This window comes from Paenibacillus sp. P32E (assembly GCF_001909085.1).
In the GTDB taxonomy this organism is placed as follows: Bacteria; Bacillota; Bacilli; order Paenibacillales; family Paenibacillaceae; genus Paenibacillus_AQ; species Paenibacillus_AQ helianthi.
In genome coordinates this window covers 107921-128035 of record NZ_LVYY01000002.1, presented here as the reverse complement: position 1 = coordinate 128035, position 20115 = coordinate 107921, and the positions used below count along the sequence as shown (strand labels likewise).

Sequence of the window (20115 nt, the reverse complement as noted above, 5' to 3'; positions counted from 1 at the left end):
GTATGATCAGTCCAGTTATCGGCTCCAAACGAAATACTCCGCCCTTTCGCTACGACATCGTCGGCAGCTTCCTCCGCACAGAGGAACTGAAATCCGCGCGCAATCTGCGTTTGCAAGGAGAAATTACAGACGGGCAGCTTCATGAAATCGAGAATACGGAAATATTCAAGCTGCTGGAACAGCAAAAAGCTCTGGGACTTAAAGCTGTTACAGACGGAGAATTCCGCCGGTCCTGGTGGCATCTGGATTTCTTTCTTGGGATCACAGGCACGCAGAAGATCAGTCTGGATCAAGGCAGAGGTGCTAAAGAGACGGTTCAGCGTGCAGAAAGCTTCCGGATCGTTGACAAAATCTCCTTTGGTGATCATCCCATGGTGGGAGAGTTCATTGAGCTGCAACAGATGGCTGGAGATACACTGGCCAAAATGACTATTCCTTCTCCGGCTTTGTTCCACTTCGTGCAGGACTACAACGGCAATGAGATCTATCCTGACCGCGAGACGCTGTATCATGATATTATCCAAGTCTATCAGCAGGCCATCCGTGACTTCTATGAGGCAGGATGCCGTTATCTGCAGTTGGACGATACGACCTGGGGGACTCTCTGCAGCGGCAGACACCGGGCGCATCTGCGCAGCCGCGGCATTGATCCCGATCAGCTCGCCAAGGATTATGTGAGGCTGATTAATGAAAGTATCAACGAGCGGCCGGAGGATATGACGATTGCACTGCATGTCTGCCGGGGAAATTTCCGTTCTACCTGGTTTGCCGCCGGCGGGTATGAGCCAATAGCTGAAACTCTATTCGGAGAGGCTAAGGTAGATGCCTTTTTCCTCGAATATGATAATGAACGTTCCGGCGACTTCACTCCGTTGCGCTTCATCCGAGGTCAGCAAGTTGTACTAGGTCTCGTGACAACGAAGCATGGCGGTCTGGAGAGCAGCGAGCAGATCATCGCGCGTATTGAAGAAGCTGCACAGATGGTTCCGATCGACCAGTTGTGCCTCAGCGCCCAATGCGGCTTTGCCTCTACCGAAGAAGGTAACATGCTGACGGAGGAAGAACAGTGGGATAAGCTTCGTCTAATCATTGAAACGGCAAATAAAGTTTGGCTTTGATTTTGTGCGGATATTGTCCAGCCAGTAATCGCAGCTAGAGGTCAAGCTCTTTCGGAAATGGGCGCAAATACTGCAACAGTGGCTCATAACGCGCTTACCGTACAATTGGCAAAGAAGCAGCTGTTGAACTCTACAGTGATGTTTTAAATACAATTAAGGAATCCAATGTACAATTGTATATAGAAGTACATAAAGCCATCTGGTATTGGATGGCTTTTATATTTGAAACGATTTACCTGTTCTAAAGTGGATATCTAAGTGTTTTTGGCTATGCGAGGTGCAAAAAAACTGACCGGAGTTGTTAACCGGCCAGTTTTTATTCTCAGTTCTATAAAAGCGCCATGAGAATTGCAACAATTTGTTTTGCCTTAATACATTGTTTTCCAGCAGGAGTATCAACGCATATCTCTGATTCTCCAACAATTGTGGGGTTAATCAAATCGTAGGTACCATTAATTTCATATGTTACTGAATATAATGTGACACCAGCAAAAACTTTATGCTTTGATCGAATCCATACTTTTAAATTAACTACAGTTCCATTAAGTGAAAGTTCTTCAACCCGAGCATCTCTTTCATTTCCAACCGCTAAGTTTTCCTTACAATAATCAGCAATTCTTGCTTTCACTTCATCAATTGTTGATGTAGATTCTAAACGAAAAGCATTTTCATTTAACGCAGTTTCAACCTGAATATTCGTAATTTCAAATGAATTAAGCGCAGTAGCCAAATTAATCTCCACCTTTTATTTTTTTAACTTCGTTCTTTAGAATGGAGTGGAAAAGGATGAATTATCCTGTTAAAAATTGGTATGTAAACCTTTTTAATAAAATTGTATATTCCTTACTTTCATTTGATATAAACGATTAAAACATAAATGTTAATATATAACATTAATATTCGTTTTTTAGAAGGAGATGATAAGACCGAAAATTTATTTAGGAGGGTAAGACATGACAAAAGAAAACGATAAAACAATTATCCTAATATCGTTAAAGGAGAATGTGAATCCAGAAAGTGTACTTCCTGTGAATATAAGATCAAGCGGTAATTCTACACTTAGCCATTCTGAAATACCTGAGGGGATTGAAATCCAGAGAGTACACAGTATTGAACCTCTTCTGAAGAACGGCATAATAGAAGGAGCATCTGTTGATAATAATTCACTCAATCAGAAAACATTTGAAAATGAATACAAAAAAATGAGCGAAACTGAGAAAAAGTTATACAGAACATTTGAAATTAAGCTAAATAAAAATATTGATGTTGAAGAATTTTTGGAGAAATTAAGGAAAAATAATGGCGTTGAAAGAGCAGAACTAGATACAGTTAATGTACTACATGACGTACCCAATGATACGCGATATGAAGAACTATACGGCCTGAAAAATATTCAATGCGAAAAGGCTTGGGAGATTAGTCAAGGTGAAGATGTTGTGGTTGCGGTTGTGGATTCAGGAGTCGATTATAATCATCCTGATATTAAAGAGAATATGTGGAAGGATGTAAATGGGAACTTTGGCTATGATTTCTCAGATGAAGAAAGTGACCCGCAAGACCAAAATTTACACGGTACGCATGTTGCAGGAACCATAGCAGCTATTGGCAATAATGATATGGGAATTATCGGTGTAGCCCCTAAAGTTAAAATAATGGCTTTAAGAGTTTTCCCGAAGGGTGGAAGTAACAGTAAAATCATTGCAAGAGCTTTAAAATATGCAGTCGATAATGGTGCCAAGGTCATTAATAATAGTTGGGGACCGATAGAAAGAACTAAGGAAAACTTTGTAATCGAAGATGCATTAGATTATGTTTTTGAAAAAGGGGCCATTGCTGTTGTCTCTGCAGGTAATGCAAATGATGAAGCGAAGTATTATTCACCCGCTAACTATAGCAAAACAATATCTGTTGGAGCAGTAAATATTGCTGATCAGCGGGCTGATTTTTCAAATTATGATGATACCGTTGATGTTGCAGCACCGGGAGTGCAAATTCTATCCCTTAAAGCCCGTAGTAATGACTACTTAAAAATGGATGGTACTTCAATGGCGGCACCACATGTCAGTGGTTTGGTGGCTTTACTGTTATCGAAAAAGCCGGATCTTACATTTGGGCAAATTAAAGAGATACTGCAAGATAGTGGTGATACTATACAAACAGATAAATTTGTTGGTAAGAGAATAAATGCATTTAATGCTCTAAACCACAGTTTAATGAACGGCAATGTAATTGAAAGAGAATTAGCGGGTGTAGGAAATATGTCATTCCAAAGTTAGCTGCATAAGGGTAATGACATTCTGAACTAGTTTTGCTATAGTGGAATATATTGAAAACAGCATATCACTTCAGCGATGACGAGAAGAGTACTTAGGCGGCACAGTTCACAGAGAGCTTCGGAATGGTGAAACGGAGCAGCAGTGTGCCTAACGAAAAAAGTCTCCGAGCCTCATACGGAATTGGGCAGCACGCCTAAGGATGCTATGACGGGTTCTCCCGTTACAGAGATAGGGTATAAGCGTAATGGCCGTACCCGAAGAGGCGTTCATGGTGACATGTCCGCGAACAGAGGTGGTACCACGGCGCTGATTACAGCTCTCGTCCTCAAGATGACAATCTTGAGGATGAGGGCTTTTTTTGTTGTTTTTTTACAATAATTGTAGAGGTGATTATTCATGCATTGGTCAGAGAAAATTGCAAAACGGTTAATCGAAAGCCACCCGGAGCAGCAGACATTCGTATGCGCATCAGGGATCAGTCCGTCAGGCCACATCCATATCGGGAACTTCCGGGAGATTGTGACGACTTATTTTGTAAGTAAGGCGCTTGAAAAAGCGGGTAAAAAGGTCCGGTTTATTTTTTCATGGGATGACTTTGACCGTTTCCGTAAGGTTCCGGTTCATGTGGACCCAAGTTTCGGTCAGTATATCGGCAGGCCCTATACGCAGGTTCCTTGTCCATACGGGTGTCACACTTCCTATGCGGAGCATTTTGAGCAGGAATTTGAACAAGCGCTCAGCGCTTTTGGGATCAGGCCTGAATTTATCTATCAGAGCAAAGAATATCAATCCCGCCGTTATGCACCGGGAATCCTTCAGGCGCTGCGCAGCAGAGGAGAAATCTATGACATTCTGATGGCCTTCAAAACAGGAGAAGCCAGCGAAGCAGAGAGAGCCACATTTTATCCTGTAAGTGTGTATTGCGGGGATTGTGGCAAGGACTCGACTACAGTGCATTATTTTGATGAAGAGCAAGGACTCTTGACCTACAGCTGTAAATGCGGCCATCACTGTACGATGTCTGTTGCGGAAGCGGAGAATATCAAGCTGCAATGGAAAATCGACTGGCCGATGCGCTGGAATCTGGAGCAGGTGCTGTTCGAGCCTGGAGGCCGCGACCATTCGTCGGAAACGGGCAGCTACAATGTAGCGTCCGTGATCTCGGAGAAAATTTTTGAGAATGAACCGCCTATGTATGAGCCTTACGAATTTATTAGAATCAAAGGCAGCTTTGCCAAAATGTCCAGCTCGTCCGGGAATAACTACACGCCTGATGATCTGCTGAAGGTCTATGCCCCGGAGAATATTCTGTTTCTGTTTGCCAAATACCAGCCGGACGCTGAGTTTCATATCGGGATGGACGAAGATGTGCTGCGCAATTATACGGAATTCGAACGTTACCGGAAGGCTCACGATTCCCGTACACTCACGGATGATATGGATTCGGCGGTAGAGCTTTCGCTGATTCATCCGTTGAACGACAGAATACCTAGCTTCGGTCCCATTGCAGGCTTGCTGCCTCTGATTCATTTCGATCTACATCTGCTACAGGAGATTATGACCCGGAACGGAGAGGTAGTGGATGCGGATGGGCTGAAGCAAACAGCGGAGCGGGCGGAATATTGGATCAAGCACTGGATGCCGCAAAAGCTGGTTACCGTAAATTCCAGCCGTGATACTGCCTTGTATGATACCTTGGAGACACATGAGCAAGCATGGCTGGAAGCCTTTTGCGGACTGCTGAGGACCGGGGGGTTGGAGGATGAGCAGATGATGACAGAAATTTACGCTATTTGTTATAACGAGGATAAAAAAACGATGAAAAACAATCAAAAACGTTTGTTCACCCTAATCTATCAGCTGGTGCTGGGCCAGGAGACAGGTCCGCGAATCCCTGTGCTGATCCAGGCAGTCGGGCTGGATAGGTTGCTGGCTTTGCTGGATTTTTAGCCGTCACCGGGACTGCCCTTTACGGGATACACAGAGCGGAGGTATAATATATTGGACTGTTTATAATTAATGTTGGAAAGTGAGCGGGAAGAATATGGGTCGTAAATGGAATAATATTAAAGAAAAGAAGGCATCCAAGGATGCCAATACAAGTAAGGTATACGCCAAGTTTGGTGTGGAAATTTATGTAGCGGCGAAGAAGGGTGAACCGGACCCGGAATCGAACCGTGCATTGAAAGTCGTGCTTGAGCGCGCCAAAACGTACAACGTGCCTAAGGCCATTATCGACCGGGCGCTGGACAAGGCCAAAGGCAGCGGTGACGAAAATTACGTAGAGCTACGTTATGAAGGATTTGGACCCAGCGGTTCGATGATCATTATCGACGCGCTGACTAACAACGTTAACCGTACTGCCCCGCTGGTGCGTTCCGCATTCAGTAAAAACGGAGGCAACATGGGTGTCAGCGGTTCGGTAACCTATATGTTCGAGCCTACAGCTGTAATTGGCCTGGAAGGCAAAACAGCTGACGAAGTGATGGAGCTGCTGATTGAAGCGGATCTGGATGTGCGCGATGTGCTGGAAGAGGACGAGGCTGTAATCGTCTATGCCGAGCCTGACCAGTTCCATGCCGTTCAAGAGGTTTTCCGCGGTGCCGGAATTACCGATTTCACTGTCGCTGAGCTGACCATGCTCCCGCAGAACTATGTTGCTCTTCCGGAGGATGCCGAAGCACAGTTCGAGAAACTGATCGACGCTTTGGAGGAACTGGATGATGTACAGCAGGTCTACCACAATGTAGATTCGGAAGAATAGAAGGATTGTAGATGAGAAAGCCGGACAGGCAGATCGTGAATCTGCTTATCCGGTTTTTTTTGCGGACATTCTCTGGTTCCAGCCACAATGCATAATCTGCTCCATATCTTGCCACAATAAGCTGATGCGACCCATCAACCCAACAACTTAAAGGAGGCAATACAATGGATAGTCACACCAAACCGGATAAGAATCTGATCAATACGGTAGACGAATTGAACAATGCTCCGGTGACCAGTCAGGAAGCTCAGCAGATGGATCAGAAGAAAAGTGATATCCGCAAGGAAGCGCTGCGGGATGACAAAACTACCTATAAGAAAAATGAACAAAATACGTACAAATGAGCTAGTACAGTCTGAAGGTGACAAGAGTGGCAGGGAGGGTTCCTGTCACTTTTTTTGTATTCATAAATGAAAAATTTCAAAAGTTCATCAAAGAATACTATGGTACACACCCGCGAAATTGTGTATGCTGGAGTTTGTTTGTATGACACTTACCCCCTGGCAGGAGGCATTTTTTGCATTATGGAGCATGGCAGTATAGCAATGATTTCGATTTTGGTGATTTGCGGTTTTTTGGCGGGAGTGATTGATTCTGTGGTAGGCGGCGGAGGCCTGATCTCCATTCCAGCGCTGCTCGCAGCCGGGATCCCGCTCCCAATGCTGCTGGGCAGCAATAAATTAGCCGGGACCTTATGCTCGTTCACGAGCACGGCGTCTTTTGTCCGTTCCGGGAAGATTAATTTTGGAATGGTCAAATTCCTGATTCCGTTCTCTATCGCGGGTGCAGTGGCTGGCTCGCTTACGGTCCGGCAGGTACCTTCAGCATTTCTGAAACCGCTTGTGATTGTGATGCTGGTCGTCATTACGGTCTATACTTTGTTCAAAAAATCCTGGGGGGACGTCTCAACGTACTCCCAAGACAGCAAAAAACCGCTGATTATCGGCATGGGTTTTGCCTTGGTTATTGGATTTTATGACGGATTCTTTGGTCCGGGCGCCGGTTCGTTTCTGATCTTCGCCTTCCTCATGCTGGGCTTTGAATTTGTGACTGCCGCCGGCAATGCCAAAGTGCTTAATTTCTCGAGTAATATCGCAAGTCTGCTGACGTTTGCCGCATTTGGCTCAGTCAGCCTGTATTATGGCCTGCTTCTGGGCATTCCGATTGTCATCGGAGCTGTAGTCGGTTCAAGGCTGGCTATCCGCAAGGGGGCCAGTTATATCCGCCCGCTGTTTATTACGGTTACGGTAATCTTGATCGGGAAGCAAATATGGGATACGATGCACTGATACCTAAAGACGATTCGGAAAGGAACTTTGACTATGACTAAGAAGCTGTATTACGAGTCGGCCTATTTGAAGGAATGGCAGACCTCGATAAGTAAAGTGGTAGAACGCGAGGACGGGCAATATCTGATTCTGGAGGAGACAGCTTTCTATCCTCATGGAGGCGGGCAGCCTTGTGATACCGGAACTATTGGCGGAATTCCCGTGCTGGATGTCATTCTTGAAGAGGACGAGGTCTTGCACAAGGTTGATCGTGTTCCAGAAGGAAGCCAAGTGAGCTGTCAGATAGACTGGAACCGCAGATTTGACCATATGCAGCAGCACAGCGGCCAGCATCTGCTATCAGCGGTATTCCTTGAGCTGTTCGAAGCGAATACGTTAAGTTTTCACCTGGGCAATGATTACGCAACTATCGACATTGAGCTTCAGGAGCTAACCGCGGATCTGCTGGCTACGGCAGAGCAGGAGGTTAACCGCCAGGTAGTGCTTGACCACCGTATCGTAAGCTATTTTGTCACCGCCGAGGAAATGGCTAACCTGACGCTGGTGAAGCTGCCCAAGGTTACGGAGAATATCCGCATTGTTGAGATTGAGGGAGTGGAGCATAATGCCTGCGGCGGGACTCACGTATCTGCTACCGGAGCGATTGGGATGATCAAGCTGTTGAGAGCGGAGAAGCAGAAGGGCAATATCCGGGTCACGTTCAAATGCGGAGGGCGTGCGCTGGACGAAGCTAACGAGAATCAGCGTATCCTTGGCGCGCTTTCTGCGAAATTCAATACAGGCAAAGATGAAATCCTGGACCGGATCGGGAAGTGGGAAGCCGAGCAGAAGCAACTGCAGGCCGAACTGGGTGCACTCAAAGAACAGAATGATCATTATTTGGCCCAAGAGCTCCTATCCGGACTTGAGTCTGAGGCAAGGGTAGCCGCACACATCTTCGAGGATAAAACCCTCAAGGATTTACAGAGTCTGGCCATGAAGCTGACTGCAAATACCGGACTTCCCGTGCTGCTGCTGACGGCGGCGGAGAATAAAGTCGTGCTCGCTTGCAGCGGAAGTACAGAATGGTCCTGTGGTACCTTTTTTAAAGCCAATCTGGGCGAATTCCAGGGAAAAGGCGGCGGCAGCGATAAAATGGCCCAAGCCGGGTTCCCGGACTGGGCACATGCACTCGGATTTTATGAGTTCACAAAAGGCTCTATTCGATAGACTTATCCAGAATATGTTGCGATTTCACAAGAACAAAACCAAGCCGGTTATAGAATTGAACCGCATCTGACCTTTTTTGATTCGTACGCACTCTGAGTTTGGTGAACCCGGATTGTGCTGCCCAAACTTCAGTCTGTGCGATTAACTGCCTGCCAATGCCCTCTCCCCGGTGAGCACTGTCTACAACCAGTCCGGTTATTTCCACAAATCGCGGGGCCTCGACCAGAACACGGACCTGGGCATGAATCCAACCCAGCAGTTGATTCCCTGAATCTGCTACATATACGATATTGTCTCTCTGTTCAGTGAGATCACGAAGCCTCTCAGCCATTTGGGAGGCTTCTGCTGCATATCCCAGCTCGCCCGAAAGTCTGGAAATTTCATGTGAATCGCTTATTAACGCTGTCCTGATTAGCATGTGAAGTACCTCCAGTGTTCAAATGTCAATTCATCTCAGATTAGCCGCTTGCCCGATATACAGGCGGATTCATTAATTTCAAGAAATACCTCCGCATATGGATGGTAGAAGTAGGGACATAATGTCTTGTCGGTGAACTCCATTTCACCCGAATCAGGATTTAGAACGGACAAACCCTTTTCCGGTCCCCACATTACAATCTTCCCGTATACTGCAGCGATTTGACCATGTGGAAAATAATGCTCCCCATCGCTCAAGGGTTGGGTCCGGTATTCAGGTACTGGATTGAACAGATTTTTCCGTTCTCCAGTTTGCACATCATATATAGCCAGAAAATGAGAGTAACCGTTATCGCCGTAATCCTTCGTGTCTTCTTCATCATACATATCACTTGCCAGTTGTCCCCAGACTGCGATAGTAGACGAATTAAGCCAGACTACAGGCTGATCCCAATCTTCCATGTAGTCCCCGAGCACCCGTAAGGTAACTCCATCCTCTGACTCCCAGCAGTTCGTCAGCCATGATTGAAGATTCCATGAGCGTATGGATGCGACAGGCTGCCAGTGCCAGCCAGTATCGACGATCCACTCCCCTTGAGGGGAGACATGGATTTTACCGTGAAAATAATCGAGATCGTGTTTCGTGAGCTGTTCTCCATTTTCTGCTACGGAAACCGTTGACTGACGTGTAGACAGATTCTCACCTGAGAGGACATCGAGCAAATCCATCTGGTTCCATTTCGTGCCGTGAATCAACAGTGTCCTGCCCTCATGTTCAGCAAAAGCAAGCGGGAAGGTACAAACATCATAATGATAATGATCACGGGACAATGCCATGATCTGCTTGGAATCTTGGAGATCGTACAACGCTGCGTGCTGGCTGAATCTACCCGAAACTGCTGCGAAGCATTCATTTGCCGATACTACAATCTGTACAGGTTCCTCTAATTTCAAATCAGGTATATCGACATGCAGCAGCATTCTTGCGTATCCTGTGTGCAAGTCAAATCGCCAGAGATCACTATTCCGATCCAGCGCAAGCAATGAGACTGCTCCTTCCCCGGTACCTTTTAAGGCCTGGACAGCGACAAGCTGGCCCGCACTCGGCACGACTTCAGGAAATGGGATAAGTTCAAACGGCATACTTCAACCTCCTCATGGATTTTGACATCTATGTACCGGATCTAAGCCTTGCACTTAGTCATTCTACCAGATGACGAATTCAATCTTCCAGCGCGGTTCGAATGCAGAAGGAAAGAAAGGGAACGGTCTGGGACTGTATATCTGTAAACAGCTGCTGCAGAAGATGGACGGTGATATTTATGCTGAAGCCACAAGTCGTGGCATGCGCTTTGTGCTGGTGCTCCGTTACTAAGTTCTTGCTATTCTAGTCCCCGCTTTTACGGAAGGATTTCATATGGAAATTGGTAATATGTCGGAATAGGGCTTGTCCATCACCGGTAATGACAAAATCCTGGCTCAGCGGCAGCACCATGGCCCGGTAAGGCTCGGGAATCCAGATATATTGGTGCACATAAGATGTTGCAATGAAGCCGCAATGCTCCCAGAAATGGACCCGCGCCGTATCGTCTTCCGTATTCCCAGCTTCCACCTCAATTAGAACCGCGTGAACGTGATGCTCCTGCACCGCCCAGTCGCGGATCATCTCCAGAAATTGTCTTCCCAGACCTTGGCTGCGAAGCTGGGTATCCACGGCCATATAGTCGATGATTAGTATCCGTTCAGCGGATGAACCGCTAAGACCTGTAACCGCCATCGCAGCGATTTTCCCGTTCTGGTATCCGGCATGCAGCCAGGCGATTTTTTTGTCCAGCATGGCATGCAGAATGTTAACCGGTTTGGCTCCATGCGGAAAAGCTTCGCGGTAGAGCGGCTCGATTGCTGCCCACAGCGCGTCATCCCACTCCCTGTAAGTCATGAATTCAAGTGTCATTTCAGTCACCTCCAGGATGATCATAGCAGAGCGGATCACATGTAGTAAAATCAGAGCCCCTACGTAAGGTTTTGCAACTTTTTCCAGTCATTCGCGTCCAATTTGTAGGATTATTATAAGGAGACTATGCGAATGCAAAAATGGAAGCAGTCATTGGGCTGTATTGGTGCAGTCTTGGTGTTTGCCTTAAGCACCGGGACCGTGCATGCAGCCAAGGAAAGCGGGATTCTATTAAATGACAAAAGTACCACAATGGGCAGCAGTCAGATCATTGTGAAGGGGGCAACATGGGTCCCATTAAAGGAACTGGCCGGTTCTATGGGCTATGCGCTGTCCTGGAATCAGAAGACTAGGGCTGCTGTATTGATACGTCCAGGGCGTGAAGTGATCCTTAAGGCAGATTCAAAAATAGTGTCTACGAACAGCATACCTTTAATGCTTGCGGAGGCACCGAATATTCTTGGTGGCAAGTTATACGTTCACTTGGTATCAGCGGTAAGCGCCATGGGCGGCAAAACCTGGACCGATAAGAGCACGGGCAACATCATGCTCGTAGATGAACCGAGATTTACTTCTGCTTCCATTCAAGGCAGGACTTATTGGGTATCCCAGAAGAGCGGAGAAATCTTCCTTAGATCATCATCTGACGGCAAGCCGGAGTCCATCGGTACCTTTCAACTGGGTGAATCGCCATATTCCCACTGGCTTCAGATCAAGAGTGCGGGGAAGGGCAGTGATCTGCTGCTGCTGACCGACAAGCACTACGCGATGTTCGGTGATTTCAGCAATGGCTATCAGGCTCTTATCCAGAACGGAAAAATTGTGAAGCAAATGGATTATCACTACAGAATACCCGCTTATCCGCATCCCGCTGAGCTCCAGTCGCAACAGTTATATATGACAGACGGAAAGAACGTTCAGTATATGAATACCGATGGCAGTCTCGGCAAGCTGTTTGAGCTGGAGAAGGGCAGCGGAAGAACAGGAGATTTCACAGTGGAATATGCGGCAAAAGATGTGCTGCTCGTTCGTGAATTGAAGCATGCCGGGCTGTTTGCCATCCATACATTTTCTGGTGAATTCACGAATCTCAGTGAGGAATTGATCAGCTCAGAGGACCGCAAGGATTGGGATACGGCAGACGGCTCTGACCCGTATGTGGTGACCAAAATGCTGGCTCTAAAAAAGCGCGAAGGGAATGTAATGACCTTCACATACGCAGCCCTTCCGAACGGTAAGGTGAAGACGGTGGTATATACCCTAAACAAAGAGTAATTTTTTGATAAAACGGCTCGCCATAAAAAGGACCCCAATCCAGACTGAGCCTGGATTGGAGTCCTTTTCGCTGGTTATAGAAATTCTCTGCTGGTTAAGCCATCAGCATTACGGAGGAAGCTTTGATGACAGCAGTCACACTGGAGCCTTCCTTAAGGTCCAAATCCCGCAGCGCTTCTACGGAGATAATGGAAGTAATCTTCTGACCACCTGTGTCGACCACGATTTTGGCATTGACTTGGCCCTCTTCGATGGAGAGTACTTTGCCTTCGAACTGGTTTCTGGCGCTGATTTTCATAGTCCTTACCTTCCTTTCAGTTGGAATAATTGCGAAATGAAGATTTATAGTGTGCTTCGTGGATGCTTTTCAACTAATTATATTTAAATTCACCTAGATAATACTAGATATATATTCGGTAGACAATGATTTCTACAGAATGTAACAAATATCTCGAAGGAGAGTTAGTCAATGATTGAGCTGGGCTATGCTGGGTTTTGAACCCGTGGCGAATTATCCGGTATAATAGAACAAGAATCTATTAGAACGGGAGGCTAATCATATGAACTACCGCAAACTGGGCAAAACAGGTCTATCTATAAGTGAAGTCAGCTTCGGCACATGGGCCATTGGCGGGGATTGGGGTGTGAGCCGGGATGAGGATGGTCTGAAGGGGCTGGAGCAGGCGATAGAACAGGGTGTCAATTTCTTTGATACTGCCGATGTGTATGGCTCCGGCCATGCCGAGGAGCTTCTCGCAAAGGCAACCAAAGGTAAAGAGGATGAGATCCATATCGCCACTAAATTTTGCCGGGCGGGTGACATCCATGACCCGGAAACCTATTCGGAGCGGAAGGTAAGCGATTACTGTGAGCAGAGTCTGCGCCGTCTGAATAGGGAGACTATTGATCTGTACCAGATCCATTGTCCGCCCATTGAGATCCTGCGGGACGGAAGCGTGTTCAGGGTGCTGGACAAGCTGAAGGCAGACGGTAAAATCCGCCATTACGGAGTCAGTGTAGAGACCATCGAAGAAGGACTGCTTAGTCTGGAGTATCCTGGTGTAGAAGCGTTGCAGATCATCTTCAATTTGTTCCGCCAGCAGCCGGCACTTACGCTTCTGCCCCGCGCAGAAGCTGCAGGGGCCGGAATCCTGGTGCGGCTGCCGCTGGCCAGCGGACTGTTGACCGGTAAGTTTAAGGAGAACAGCACCTTTGCCGCGAATGACCACCGGAATTTCAATGCCAACGGCGAGCAGTTCAATGTGGGGGAAACCTTCGCCGGACTGCCTTTCGCAAAAGGTGTCGAGCTGGCGCGGGAACTTGAATGGATTGTGGAAGGACGCGGCAGCATGGCCAGAGCGGCTATGCGCTGGATTCTGGATCATCCAGCGGTCAGCTGCGTAATTCCAGGCTTCAAGAATGAGGCCCAAATCACGGACAATCTGGCTGCTTCTGGGGTTCCAGCCTTCAGCAACGTTGAAATGGAGCGGCTAAGCGCTTTTTACAAGACTGAAGTTGCACCGCATATCCGTGGAGGTGTATAGCCCTACTCTATGAAGAATGTAACCATTGGACTGCTGGCGCATGTCGACGCCGGTAAAACGACGTTTGCCGAGCAGCTGCTCTATCATACTCAGGCCATCCGCAGCCGTGGCAGAGTAGATCATAAGGATACTTTTTTGGATACCCATGAGATTGAAAAGACTCGTGGGATTACGGTGTTTGCCGACCAGGCAGAGTTTGTGCGCGGGGACACGCGGTACTTTCTGCTGGATACGCCGGGTCATGTCGATTTCTCGCCGGAAATGGAACGTGCGCTGCAGGTGCTGGACTATGCTGTAGTAATTGTCAGTGCTGTTGAAGGTGTGGAAGGCCACACCGAAACGGTATGGCAGCTGCTGCGCAGGCATGGGATTCCAACCTTCTTTTTTATCAATAAAACCGACCGCACCGGTGCTGATCCGCAGCGTGTGTATGAAGAAATATACGCTCAGCTTAGCGATGGGGCGCTGCTTCTCCCGGAATGGGAAGATACTGCATTACCAGAGGAGCTGAAGGTCTCCCTGGCTGAACGCGATGAACGTATACTGGATGCTTATTTCGAAGGGTCCATGAGTGAATCAGATTGGCAGGAAGCAATGAGGTCCATGGTCCGGGAAGGCAAGCTATTCCCTTGTATGCAGGGCTCTGCTTTGCTGGATCTCGGAATCGATTCTTTTCTGGATAAGCTGGAATACCTGACTGCAACCGATTATGATGCCATCGGGCCTTTTGCCGGAAGAGTATATAAGATCCGCCACGATGATAAAGGAACCCGCATTACCTATATCAAAGCGCTGCAAGGCGTGCTCAAGGTCAGGGATGAGCTGGCCAGCGGGCCTGCTGAAGATGACGAACCCAAGCGGATTACCGGAATCCGCAGAGTAAATGGCCTGAAATATACTACTGTGGATTGGGCAGCAGCAGGAGAGCTGTTTGCTGTCATTGGACTGTCGAAGGTGAAGCCGGGCGATGGTGTTGGTTCTTTGCAGGACAGAAGGGACAGTGAGCTGGTTCCCACGCTGAAGTCTAAGGTCCTGTTCGAGCCTCCGGTTCATTTGAAGGAAGTTCTAAATGCCTTTCAGCTGCTGGGCGCAGAGGACCCGTCACTGAATGTGAGCTGGGATGTGACGCTTCAAGAGCTGCATATCCAGGTGATGGGTCAGATTCAGCTGGAGATTCTAGAACAGATTATGAGCGAACGGTTCATGATCCCGGTAGCTTTTGGACCGCCGGAAATTCTCTACAAGGAGACGATTGCTTCAGCAGTTTATGGCTGCGGACATTTTGAACCGCTGAAGCACTATGCGGAGGTTCTGCTAAAGCTCGAGCCTGGCGAACGGGGCAGCGGACTGAACTTCATGAACGAATGTCATCCTGATGATCTGGCAGTGGGATATCAGCACCAAATCGGGCAGGTTCTGCTGGAGTGTGGACACCACGGTCTGCTTACGGGTTCTCCACTCACTGATCTGCGAATGACTCTTCTTAGCGGTAGAGCGCATAACAAGCATACCCATGGCGGAGATTTCAGGGAAGCGGCGTTAAGGGCGTTGCGTCAGGGGCTGGAGCAGGCAGAGAATATCCTGCTGGAGCCGGTCTATGACTTCAAAATCAGCATAGACCCCGGGCATCTGGGTAAAGTAATGACGGATATACAACAGGCCAGCGGCAGTTTTGCCCCACCGGAGATGACCGAAAGCAAAGCAGTGATTACAGGCAAGGTTCCGGTAGGCACTTTCATGAATTACGCAGTACGGCTGGCTTCCATGACGCAAGGGAAAGGTGCATTATCGCTAAAAGTCACCGAGTACCAGCCTTGCCACCAGACAATAACTGTGGTTGCCCTCAAAAATTACAATAAGGATGCCGATCCGGCGTATCCTTCCTCCTCTATATTTTGTTCTAAAGGGCAGGCCTACCCGGTCCCTTGGGATGAAGCACAAGAGCATATGCACATCCATAATGATTATCCGCCCGTCAGCTGAACTGCGGGGACAAACAGAGGAGGAATACTTTGGTTATGAGTGAAATTATTGATAAGGTTGCCTGGATTCTGATCCGTGAAGGGCGAGTGCTGGGGGCGCGCTCCCAGGGTAAAGATACTTATTATTTTCCCGGAGGAAAAAGAGAATCCGGTGAAACCGATGCAGAAACGCTGATCCGGGAAGTGAAGGAAGAGCTGTCTGTCGATATCCTTCCGGACACAGCGATAGAGTTTGGAATTTATGAAGCTCCGGCTCATGGCAAAGCGGAGGGAATACAGGTGAAGATGACCTGTTTTACCGCTGGTTATACCGGGGAATTGACTCCGGCTTCGGAAATTGCCGAGCTTGCCTGGCTTACCTATGAAGACCGGGAGCGGGTCTCAGCCGTCAGCAGGATCATTTTTGACCAGCTCCATGAGATGAAGTTGCTGGACTAATAATTTTACAGCTACCAACTGTTTGTTCCAGCCCGTTTTGAGCCATTTTCGGCTTGAGGCGGGCTTTGTATTGTTTTGGAGAGTAATCCTGACGTACGAAATTAGCTGTTCAGGACATATGTCCTACCGTAAATGGGGAATATGTCTTTTAATGAAGACAGAGATGAAGAATGAGGAGAGAAGTTATGAAAGGGATTATTTTTGCATTTATCGGCGGGGCCTGTATTACCTTGCAAGGGGTGGCTAACGCGCGGATTAGTCAGGACATCGGCACCTGGCAGGCCGCAACAATAACACAGTTCACCGGATTCCTGATAGCGCTGATGATCCTGCTGTTCGTACGGGATGCGAAGAAGCAGGGCTTCAAACAGGTCAAACCTTTATATCTGATAGGCGGAGCACTGGCCGCATTCGTTATTTACAGTGAAGTTACAGCGATTCAAGGCATTGGCGTTACGCTGACGATTTCTGCCCTGCTGATCGCCCAGCTCTGCCTGACCTTTGTGATTGATATTAACGGGTGGTTTGGTGTGGTGAAGCAAAAGATGCGGCTGCCGCAGTTTATCGGGATCGGTATGATGATTGCCGGTGTGGTTATTTTGAAATTCTAAGGGCGGTGCAGACCATGAAAGAAATTCTGGATTCGGAGCAGCTTGAGGGATATATTGCGGCACAATCCCTGGAATCTATTTTCAATGAACCGCTGAAGGAACATTTGCATCTGTACAGCTTTGAACAAGGGGAGCATATTTGCTCCAAAGGGGACCCATCCGAATATTTATATGTTCTGGTCAAAGGAAAGCTGAAAATTTACACCACCACGCCTGAAGGAAAAACGCTGATCATTTCATTCAAAACTCCGCTGGAGCTGATCGGCGATGTGGAATATATTCAAAACACGGAATGGATCAACACGGTAGAGGCCGTGTCTCCGGTGCATATGCTTGGCATAGAGTACCGCTGGCTGAATAGATACGGTAAGGATCATCCGCCGCTGCTGCATTTTTTATTGGAGATTATCACCCAGAAGTTCTACCGCAAATCCAATTTTCTAAGCCTCAATTTGATGCATCCGGTAGAGGTGCGGCTGGCCAGCTATTTGCTGGCCATCTCCTATGATGAATCCGACCCCAACTTTATGGGGCATCTGAATACGATCAACCTGACAGATACCGCCAATTTCATTGGCACAAGCTACAGACATCTGAACCGGGTCATTTACAAGCTTTGTCTGGATGGTCTTATTGAACGGAATAACGGACATATTCAGGTGAAGGATAAGGCAGGACTTAGTGCACTTGCGAGCCGTAACATCTATGAGCCGAATGGAGTCACATCGATGAAAGTATCGTACACAAAGGGATTGGAGTGAGTATACAATGTTAATAGGAATCCTGCTTGCGCTAATAGCCGGCTCGCTGGTGAGTCTGCAGAATATTTTTAACAGTAAAGTAAATGAGCATACCGGCTCCTGGTCTACTACAACTTTGGTATTAGGCATGGGATTTATCGCTTCACTGCTGATGGGAGTGATTATGGAAGGCACCAACATGTTCACCCTGCAGCATATGCAGCCCTGGTATTGGTTCAGCGGTATGATCGGTGTTGGCGTGGTCATCTGTCTGGTACAGGCTACCCGGCTGCTCGGACCCACTTATGCGATTTCCATCGTGCTTACTTCACAGCTCGGCTTTGCGCTTCTGTGGGATTCACTAGGTTGGTTAGGCTTGGAGAGGGTGCCGTTCTCTTTCAATAAGCTGATTGGTGTGTTAGTCATTGTTGGGGGAATTCTGGTGTTCAAGTTAGGCCAAACGCGTGAATCGGATAGCGAACCTTCGTCCGGTAAGCCGCAACAGGCCTTGAATCTGAAGTGAGATTTCACAAAACATGCGATATCAACATCGAACAAAAAGCGCGTATCCATGTAGACTCGGATGCGCGCTTTTTAGCTCTTATATGGACAAGCCGGACCCGGACGGAGCCTTGTTGCCCAGGAGCGAGTGTTTCCATTGCTGATATATTCCCCATGCCTCACCGTTATCCAGCAAATGCTTACAGGTGTAGACACCTTCTTCAATGGAATTGACCTTTTCGGCCAGATGCAGCCGGACTGCCGCATTAAGCAGCACCTGATTGTAAAAGGCGATGTGGCCGCCGCCTTGGAGCACCGCTTCCGCCGTCAACAGCTGCAGCCGGGGGGTCCAGTCCATTTCCGGCACCGGCGTTTCCAGGCCGAGCGACTCCGGATCGATAATATCCAGTTGCGCGGTGCCGCCGGAAACGGTATATACCCGGTTAGCGCGGTCGATGTATAGATCCTCTGACCCTTCCGCACCTTGTACGACCAAGCCTTTGCGGTATCCAAGTTTGATAATGATTCTGGATATACGGTCAAATACTGTGTTGTGATAAATTCCATATACAATATAAGGCGAGCAGGAATAATCAATCAGCTTTTCTACCGTGTTAAAAATAGTGCGCATCCCAATATCCTCACGGAGATTACGAATGTCTGCTAAGGGTGGACACCACTTTTCAGAATCCACGAACAGCACACCGCTCTTGACAGCGGATTCAATCATTTCAGCTTTGCCAAGCGCACCGACCTCAATCCCGGTTTCTTGAATGATATCCTGCAGGGTGATTCCCCATTTAGGCGGTAAGGAAGCTGAACCGTGAAGCGTGACAGGAAGCCCGGCTGCAGCTAAGACAAAAGAGGTCGGGAAGGTGGCGGCAAAGGATTTTATACGGCCGTCATATGGTCCTGCGCAATCCAATCCCTGTTGAACCGGTTCACGGTGGGCATATTTCCGGCAGACCGCTACAAAGGCCTCCAGCTCTTCAATGCTCTCCAGCTTGATGCGCTCTGCGATTAGAAAGGCACCGATCTGGACGGGAGAAGCCGTCTGTTTCAGAATCGACTCCGCTGCGGCTTCCGCTTCAATGTAGGTTAAGTCCCGGGCACCCCGTTTGCCCCGGGCGACTTCTTTTAGAATATTAATCATATGGATTCTCCTTAAGTTTGATCCTGCAGCAGCTGATATACCTTGACGATAGAAGTCGCTACATCAACCATTCGTTTGCGTTCATTCATGGCCTGCTTGCGAAGAAGATCATAGGCTTCCGATTCACTGATATTTTTGGCTTTGGAGAGGATGCCTTTGGCCATATCAATCCATTTGCGCTCTTCAATCCGTGATAGAAGCTGCTCCCGCTCCTTCAGCCATTGCTGGCGCTCGAAGCATTGTCTGGCGCTGAAATGAAGAATCCAATGGATTTCCTGAGACTGCATGGCGGGGGACAAGATTCCGTCTACCATAATATTTTCTTCACAGGCAGCAGCGGATAAGGTTGAAGTTAATGAGGTACACCACCATAGAATGGGAGCCGTTTTGCACTTCATCAGCGATGCTCTCCAGGTGTTGATCTCTGTAACGGGCAGATCGAGGATGGAGGCATCCGCATCTCGGATCATCAACGTCGCCTCTTCTGGTGAAGCTGCCGCTGAGACCACATAGCCGCAGGAACGAAGCAGGGTATCCGGGCCTGTTGTTGAACGCTCTTCTGTGACGTTCTCTGTCTTGTTATTCTGAATTATCAACAGGGAATGCATAGTTTGACGCTCCTTTTATATCGTAGTCACCGGTTGTGATGAACCAGCAGCAGCGTAGCCACGAAACATAGATGATGTAATATTATATAACACAGAAATGCTTGTTTTGTCGATAAATTTAAAATTTTAAAATTTATGTGTTAACAATATTGACGTAATTAGAGCTCCTGTAGTATAGTCGGTTTAACAAATTCATCAAGTCTACGAATACAATGGTGTATTCGCTTGAAGCGGCA

The 20115-nt window shown here is 47.8% G+C and carries 22 protein-coding genes and 1 other annotated feature; of the genes, 15 read left to right on the top strand and 7 right to left on the bottom strand.

What is annotated here, in order from left to right:
• Positions 1-2 precede the first annotated feature (2 nt).
• The gene (locus A3848_RS02800; protein ID WP_074083437.1) at positions 3-1118 is read left to right on the top strand and encodes a 5-methyltetrahydropteroyltriglutamate--homocysteine S-methyltransferase; all 1116 of its coding nucleotides are present in this window, start codon (positions 3-5) and stop codon (positions 1116-1118) included.
• A 328-nt stretch (positions 1119-1446) separates the two neighbouring features.
• On the opposite strand, the gene A3848_RS02795 is transcribed toward A3848_RS02800, so the two are convergent.
• Positions 1447-1848, bottom strand: a complete 402-nt coding sequence (locus tag A3848_RS02795) for a hypothetical protein (RefSeq protein WP_074083436.1) — start codon at positions 1846-1848, stop codon at positions 1447-1449.
• A gap of 223 nt (positions 1849-2071) precedes the next feature.
• Between A3848_RS02795 and A3848_RS02790 the strand changes: the two genes are divergently transcribed.
• The 6 genes from A3848_RS02790 to A3848_RS02765 all read left to right on the top strand — a co-directional run bounded on the left by A3848_RS02790 (position 2072) and on the right by A3848_RS02765 (position 8656).
• On the top strand, positions 2072-3394 hold the full coding sequence (locus A3848_RS02790; protein ID WP_074083435.1) for a S8 family peptidase: 1323 nt from the start codon (positions 2072-2074) through the stop codon (positions 3392-3394).
• Between the two features lie 66 nt (positions 3395-3460).
• Positions 3461-3724 (top strand) — a binding site (T-box leader).
• A gap of 66 nt (positions 3725-3790) precedes the next feature.
• Entirely contained in the window at positions 3791-5344 is a 1554-nt protein-coding gene (lysS, locus tag A3848_RS02785; protein ID WP_074083434.1) for a lysine--tRNA ligase, read from the top strand.
• Between the two features lie 94 nt (positions 5345-5438).
• The gene (locus A3848_RS02780) at positions 5439-6158 is read left to right on the top strand and encodes a YebC/PmpR family DNA-binding transcriptional regulator (protein ID WP_074083433.1); all 720 of its coding nucleotides are present in this window, start codon (positions 5439-5441) and stop codon (positions 6156-6158) included.
• Positions 6159-6322: 164 nt separating this feature from the next.
• Positions 6323-6502, top strand: coding sequence for a hypothetical protein (locus A3848_RS02775; protein ID WP_074083432.1), 180 nt, complete (start codon positions 6323-6325; stop codon positions 6500-6502).
• A gap of 180 nt (positions 6503-6682) precedes the next feature.
• Positions 6683-7447, top strand: a complete 765-nt coding sequence (locus tag A3848_RS02770) for a TSUP family transporter (protein WP_074083431.1) — start codon at positions 6683-6685, stop codon at positions 7445-7447.
• Between the two features lie 33 nt (positions 7448-7480).
• A complete protein-coding gene (locus tag A3848_RS02765) occupies positions 7481-8656 on the top strand; it encodes an alanyl-tRNA editing protein (protein WP_074083430.1) in 1176 nt (391 codons plus the stop codon).
• On the opposite strand, the gene A3848_RS02760 is transcribed toward A3848_RS02765, so the two are convergent.
• Together A3848_RS02760 and A3848_RS02755 are read right to left on the bottom strand one after the other, a co-directional pair.
• Positions 8646-9074, bottom strand: a complete 429-nt coding sequence (locus A3848_RS02760; protein ID WP_074083429.1) for a GNAT family N-acetyltransferase — start codon at positions 9072-9074, stop codon at positions 8646-8648. The genes A3848_RS02765 and A3848_RS02760 overlap by 11 nt on opposite strands.
• Positions 9075-9109: 35 nt before the next feature.
• Positions 9110-10216 carry a hypothetical protein gene (locus A3848_RS02755; RefSeq protein WP_074083428.1) on the bottom strand — a complete coding sequence of 369 codons (1107 nt, stop codon included), beginning with the start codon at positions 10214-10216 and terminating at the stop codon, positions 9110-9112.
• A gap of 70 nt (positions 10217-10286) precedes the next feature.
• Between A3848_RS02755 and A3848_RS02750 the strand changes: the two genes are divergently transcribed.
• A complete protein-coding gene (locus tag A3848_RS02750; RefSeq protein WP_083609758.1) occupies positions 10287-10448 on the top strand; it encodes an ATP-binding protein in 162 nt (53 codons plus the stop codon).
• Positions 10449-10460: 12 nt separating this feature from the next.
• On the opposite strand, the gene A3848_RS02745 is transcribed toward A3848_RS02750, so the two are convergent.
• A complete protein-coding gene (locus A3848_RS02745) occupies positions 10461-11027 on the bottom strand; it encodes a GNAT family N-acetyltransferase (protein WP_074083427.1) in 567 nt (188 codons plus the stop codon).
• 132 nt (positions 11028-11159) lie between these two features.
• Here A3848_RS02745 and A3848_RS02740 point away from each other — a divergent pair, with 132 nt between their 5' ends.
• Positions 11160-12302 carry a stalk domain-containing protein gene (locus A3848_RS02740; RefSeq protein WP_074083426.1) on the top strand — a complete coding sequence of 381 codons (1143 nt, stop codon included), beginning with the start codon at positions 11160-11162 and terminating at the stop codon, positions 12300-12302.
• Between the two features lie 94 nt (positions 12303-12396).
• Here the strand turns inward: A3848_RS02740 and A3848_RS02735 are convergent, their stop codons facing one another.
• Entirely contained in the window at positions 12397-12600 is a 204-nt protein-coding gene (locus A3848_RS02735; RefSeq protein ID WP_074083425.1) for a TOBE domain-containing protein, read from the bottom strand.
• A gap of 262 nt (positions 12601-12862) precedes the next feature.
• Here A3848_RS02735 and A3848_RS02730 point away from each other — a divergent pair, with 262 nt between their 5' ends.
• The 6 genes from A3848_RS02730 to A3848_RS02705 all read left to right on the top strand — a co-directional run bounded on the left by A3848_RS02730 (position 12863) and on the right by A3848_RS02705 (position 18140).
• Positions 12863-13846 (top strand): aldo/keto reductase, encoded by a 984-nt coding sequence (locus A3848_RS02730; RefSeq protein WP_074083424.1) that lies wholly within the window; start codon positions 12863-12865, stop codon positions 13844-13846.
• Positions 13847-13855: 9 nt separating this feature from the next.
• Positions 13856-15829 carry an elongation factor G gene (locus A3848_RS02725; RefSeq protein WP_074083423.1) on the top strand — a complete coding sequence of 658 codons (1974 nt, stop codon included), beginning with the start codon at positions 13856-13858 and terminating at the stop codon, positions 15827-15829.
• 35 nt (positions 15830-15864) lie between these two features.
• Positions 15865-16266, top strand: coding sequence for an NUDIX hydrolase (locus A3848_RS02720; protein WP_074083422.1), 402 nt, complete (start codon positions 15865-15867; stop codon positions 16264-16266).
• 185 nt (positions 16267-16451) lie between these two features.
• Positions 16452-16877 carry a DMT family transporter gene (locus tag A3848_RS02715; RefSeq protein ID WP_074083421.1) on the top strand — a complete coding sequence of 142 codons (426 nt, stop codon included), beginning with the start codon at positions 16452-16454 and terminating at the stop codon, positions 16875-16877.
• A gap of 14 nt (positions 16878-16891) precedes the next feature.
• Positions 16892-17638: a Crp/Fnr family transcriptional regulator gene (locus A3848_RS02710; protein ID WP_074083420.1), complete on the top strand. Its 747-nt coding sequence runs from the start codon at positions 16892-16894 to the stop codon at positions 17636-17638.
• 7 nt (positions 17639-17645) lie between these two features.
• Entirely contained in the window at positions 17646-18140 is a 495-nt protein-coding gene (locus A3848_RS02705; RefSeq protein WP_074083419.1) for a DMT family transporter, read from the top strand.
• 78 nt (positions 18141-18218) lie between these two features.
• Here A3848_RS02705 and A3848_RS02700 read toward each other — a convergent pair whose 3' ends face one another.
• Both A3848_RS02700 and A3848_RS02695 read right to left on the bottom strand, forming a co-directional pair.
• A complete protein-coding gene (locus A3848_RS02700; RefSeq protein WP_074083418.1) occupies positions 18219-19277 on the bottom strand; it encodes an anthranilate phosphoribosyltransferase in 1059 nt (352 codons plus the stop codon).
• Between the two features lie 5 nt (positions 19278-19282).
• Positions 19283-19879, bottom strand: a complete 597-nt coding sequence (locus tag A3848_RS02695) for an ANTAR domain-containing response regulator (RefSeq protein ID WP_074083417.1) — start codon at positions 19877-19879, stop codon at positions 19283-19285.
• Between the last annotated feature and the right edge of the window lie 236 nt (positions 19880-20115).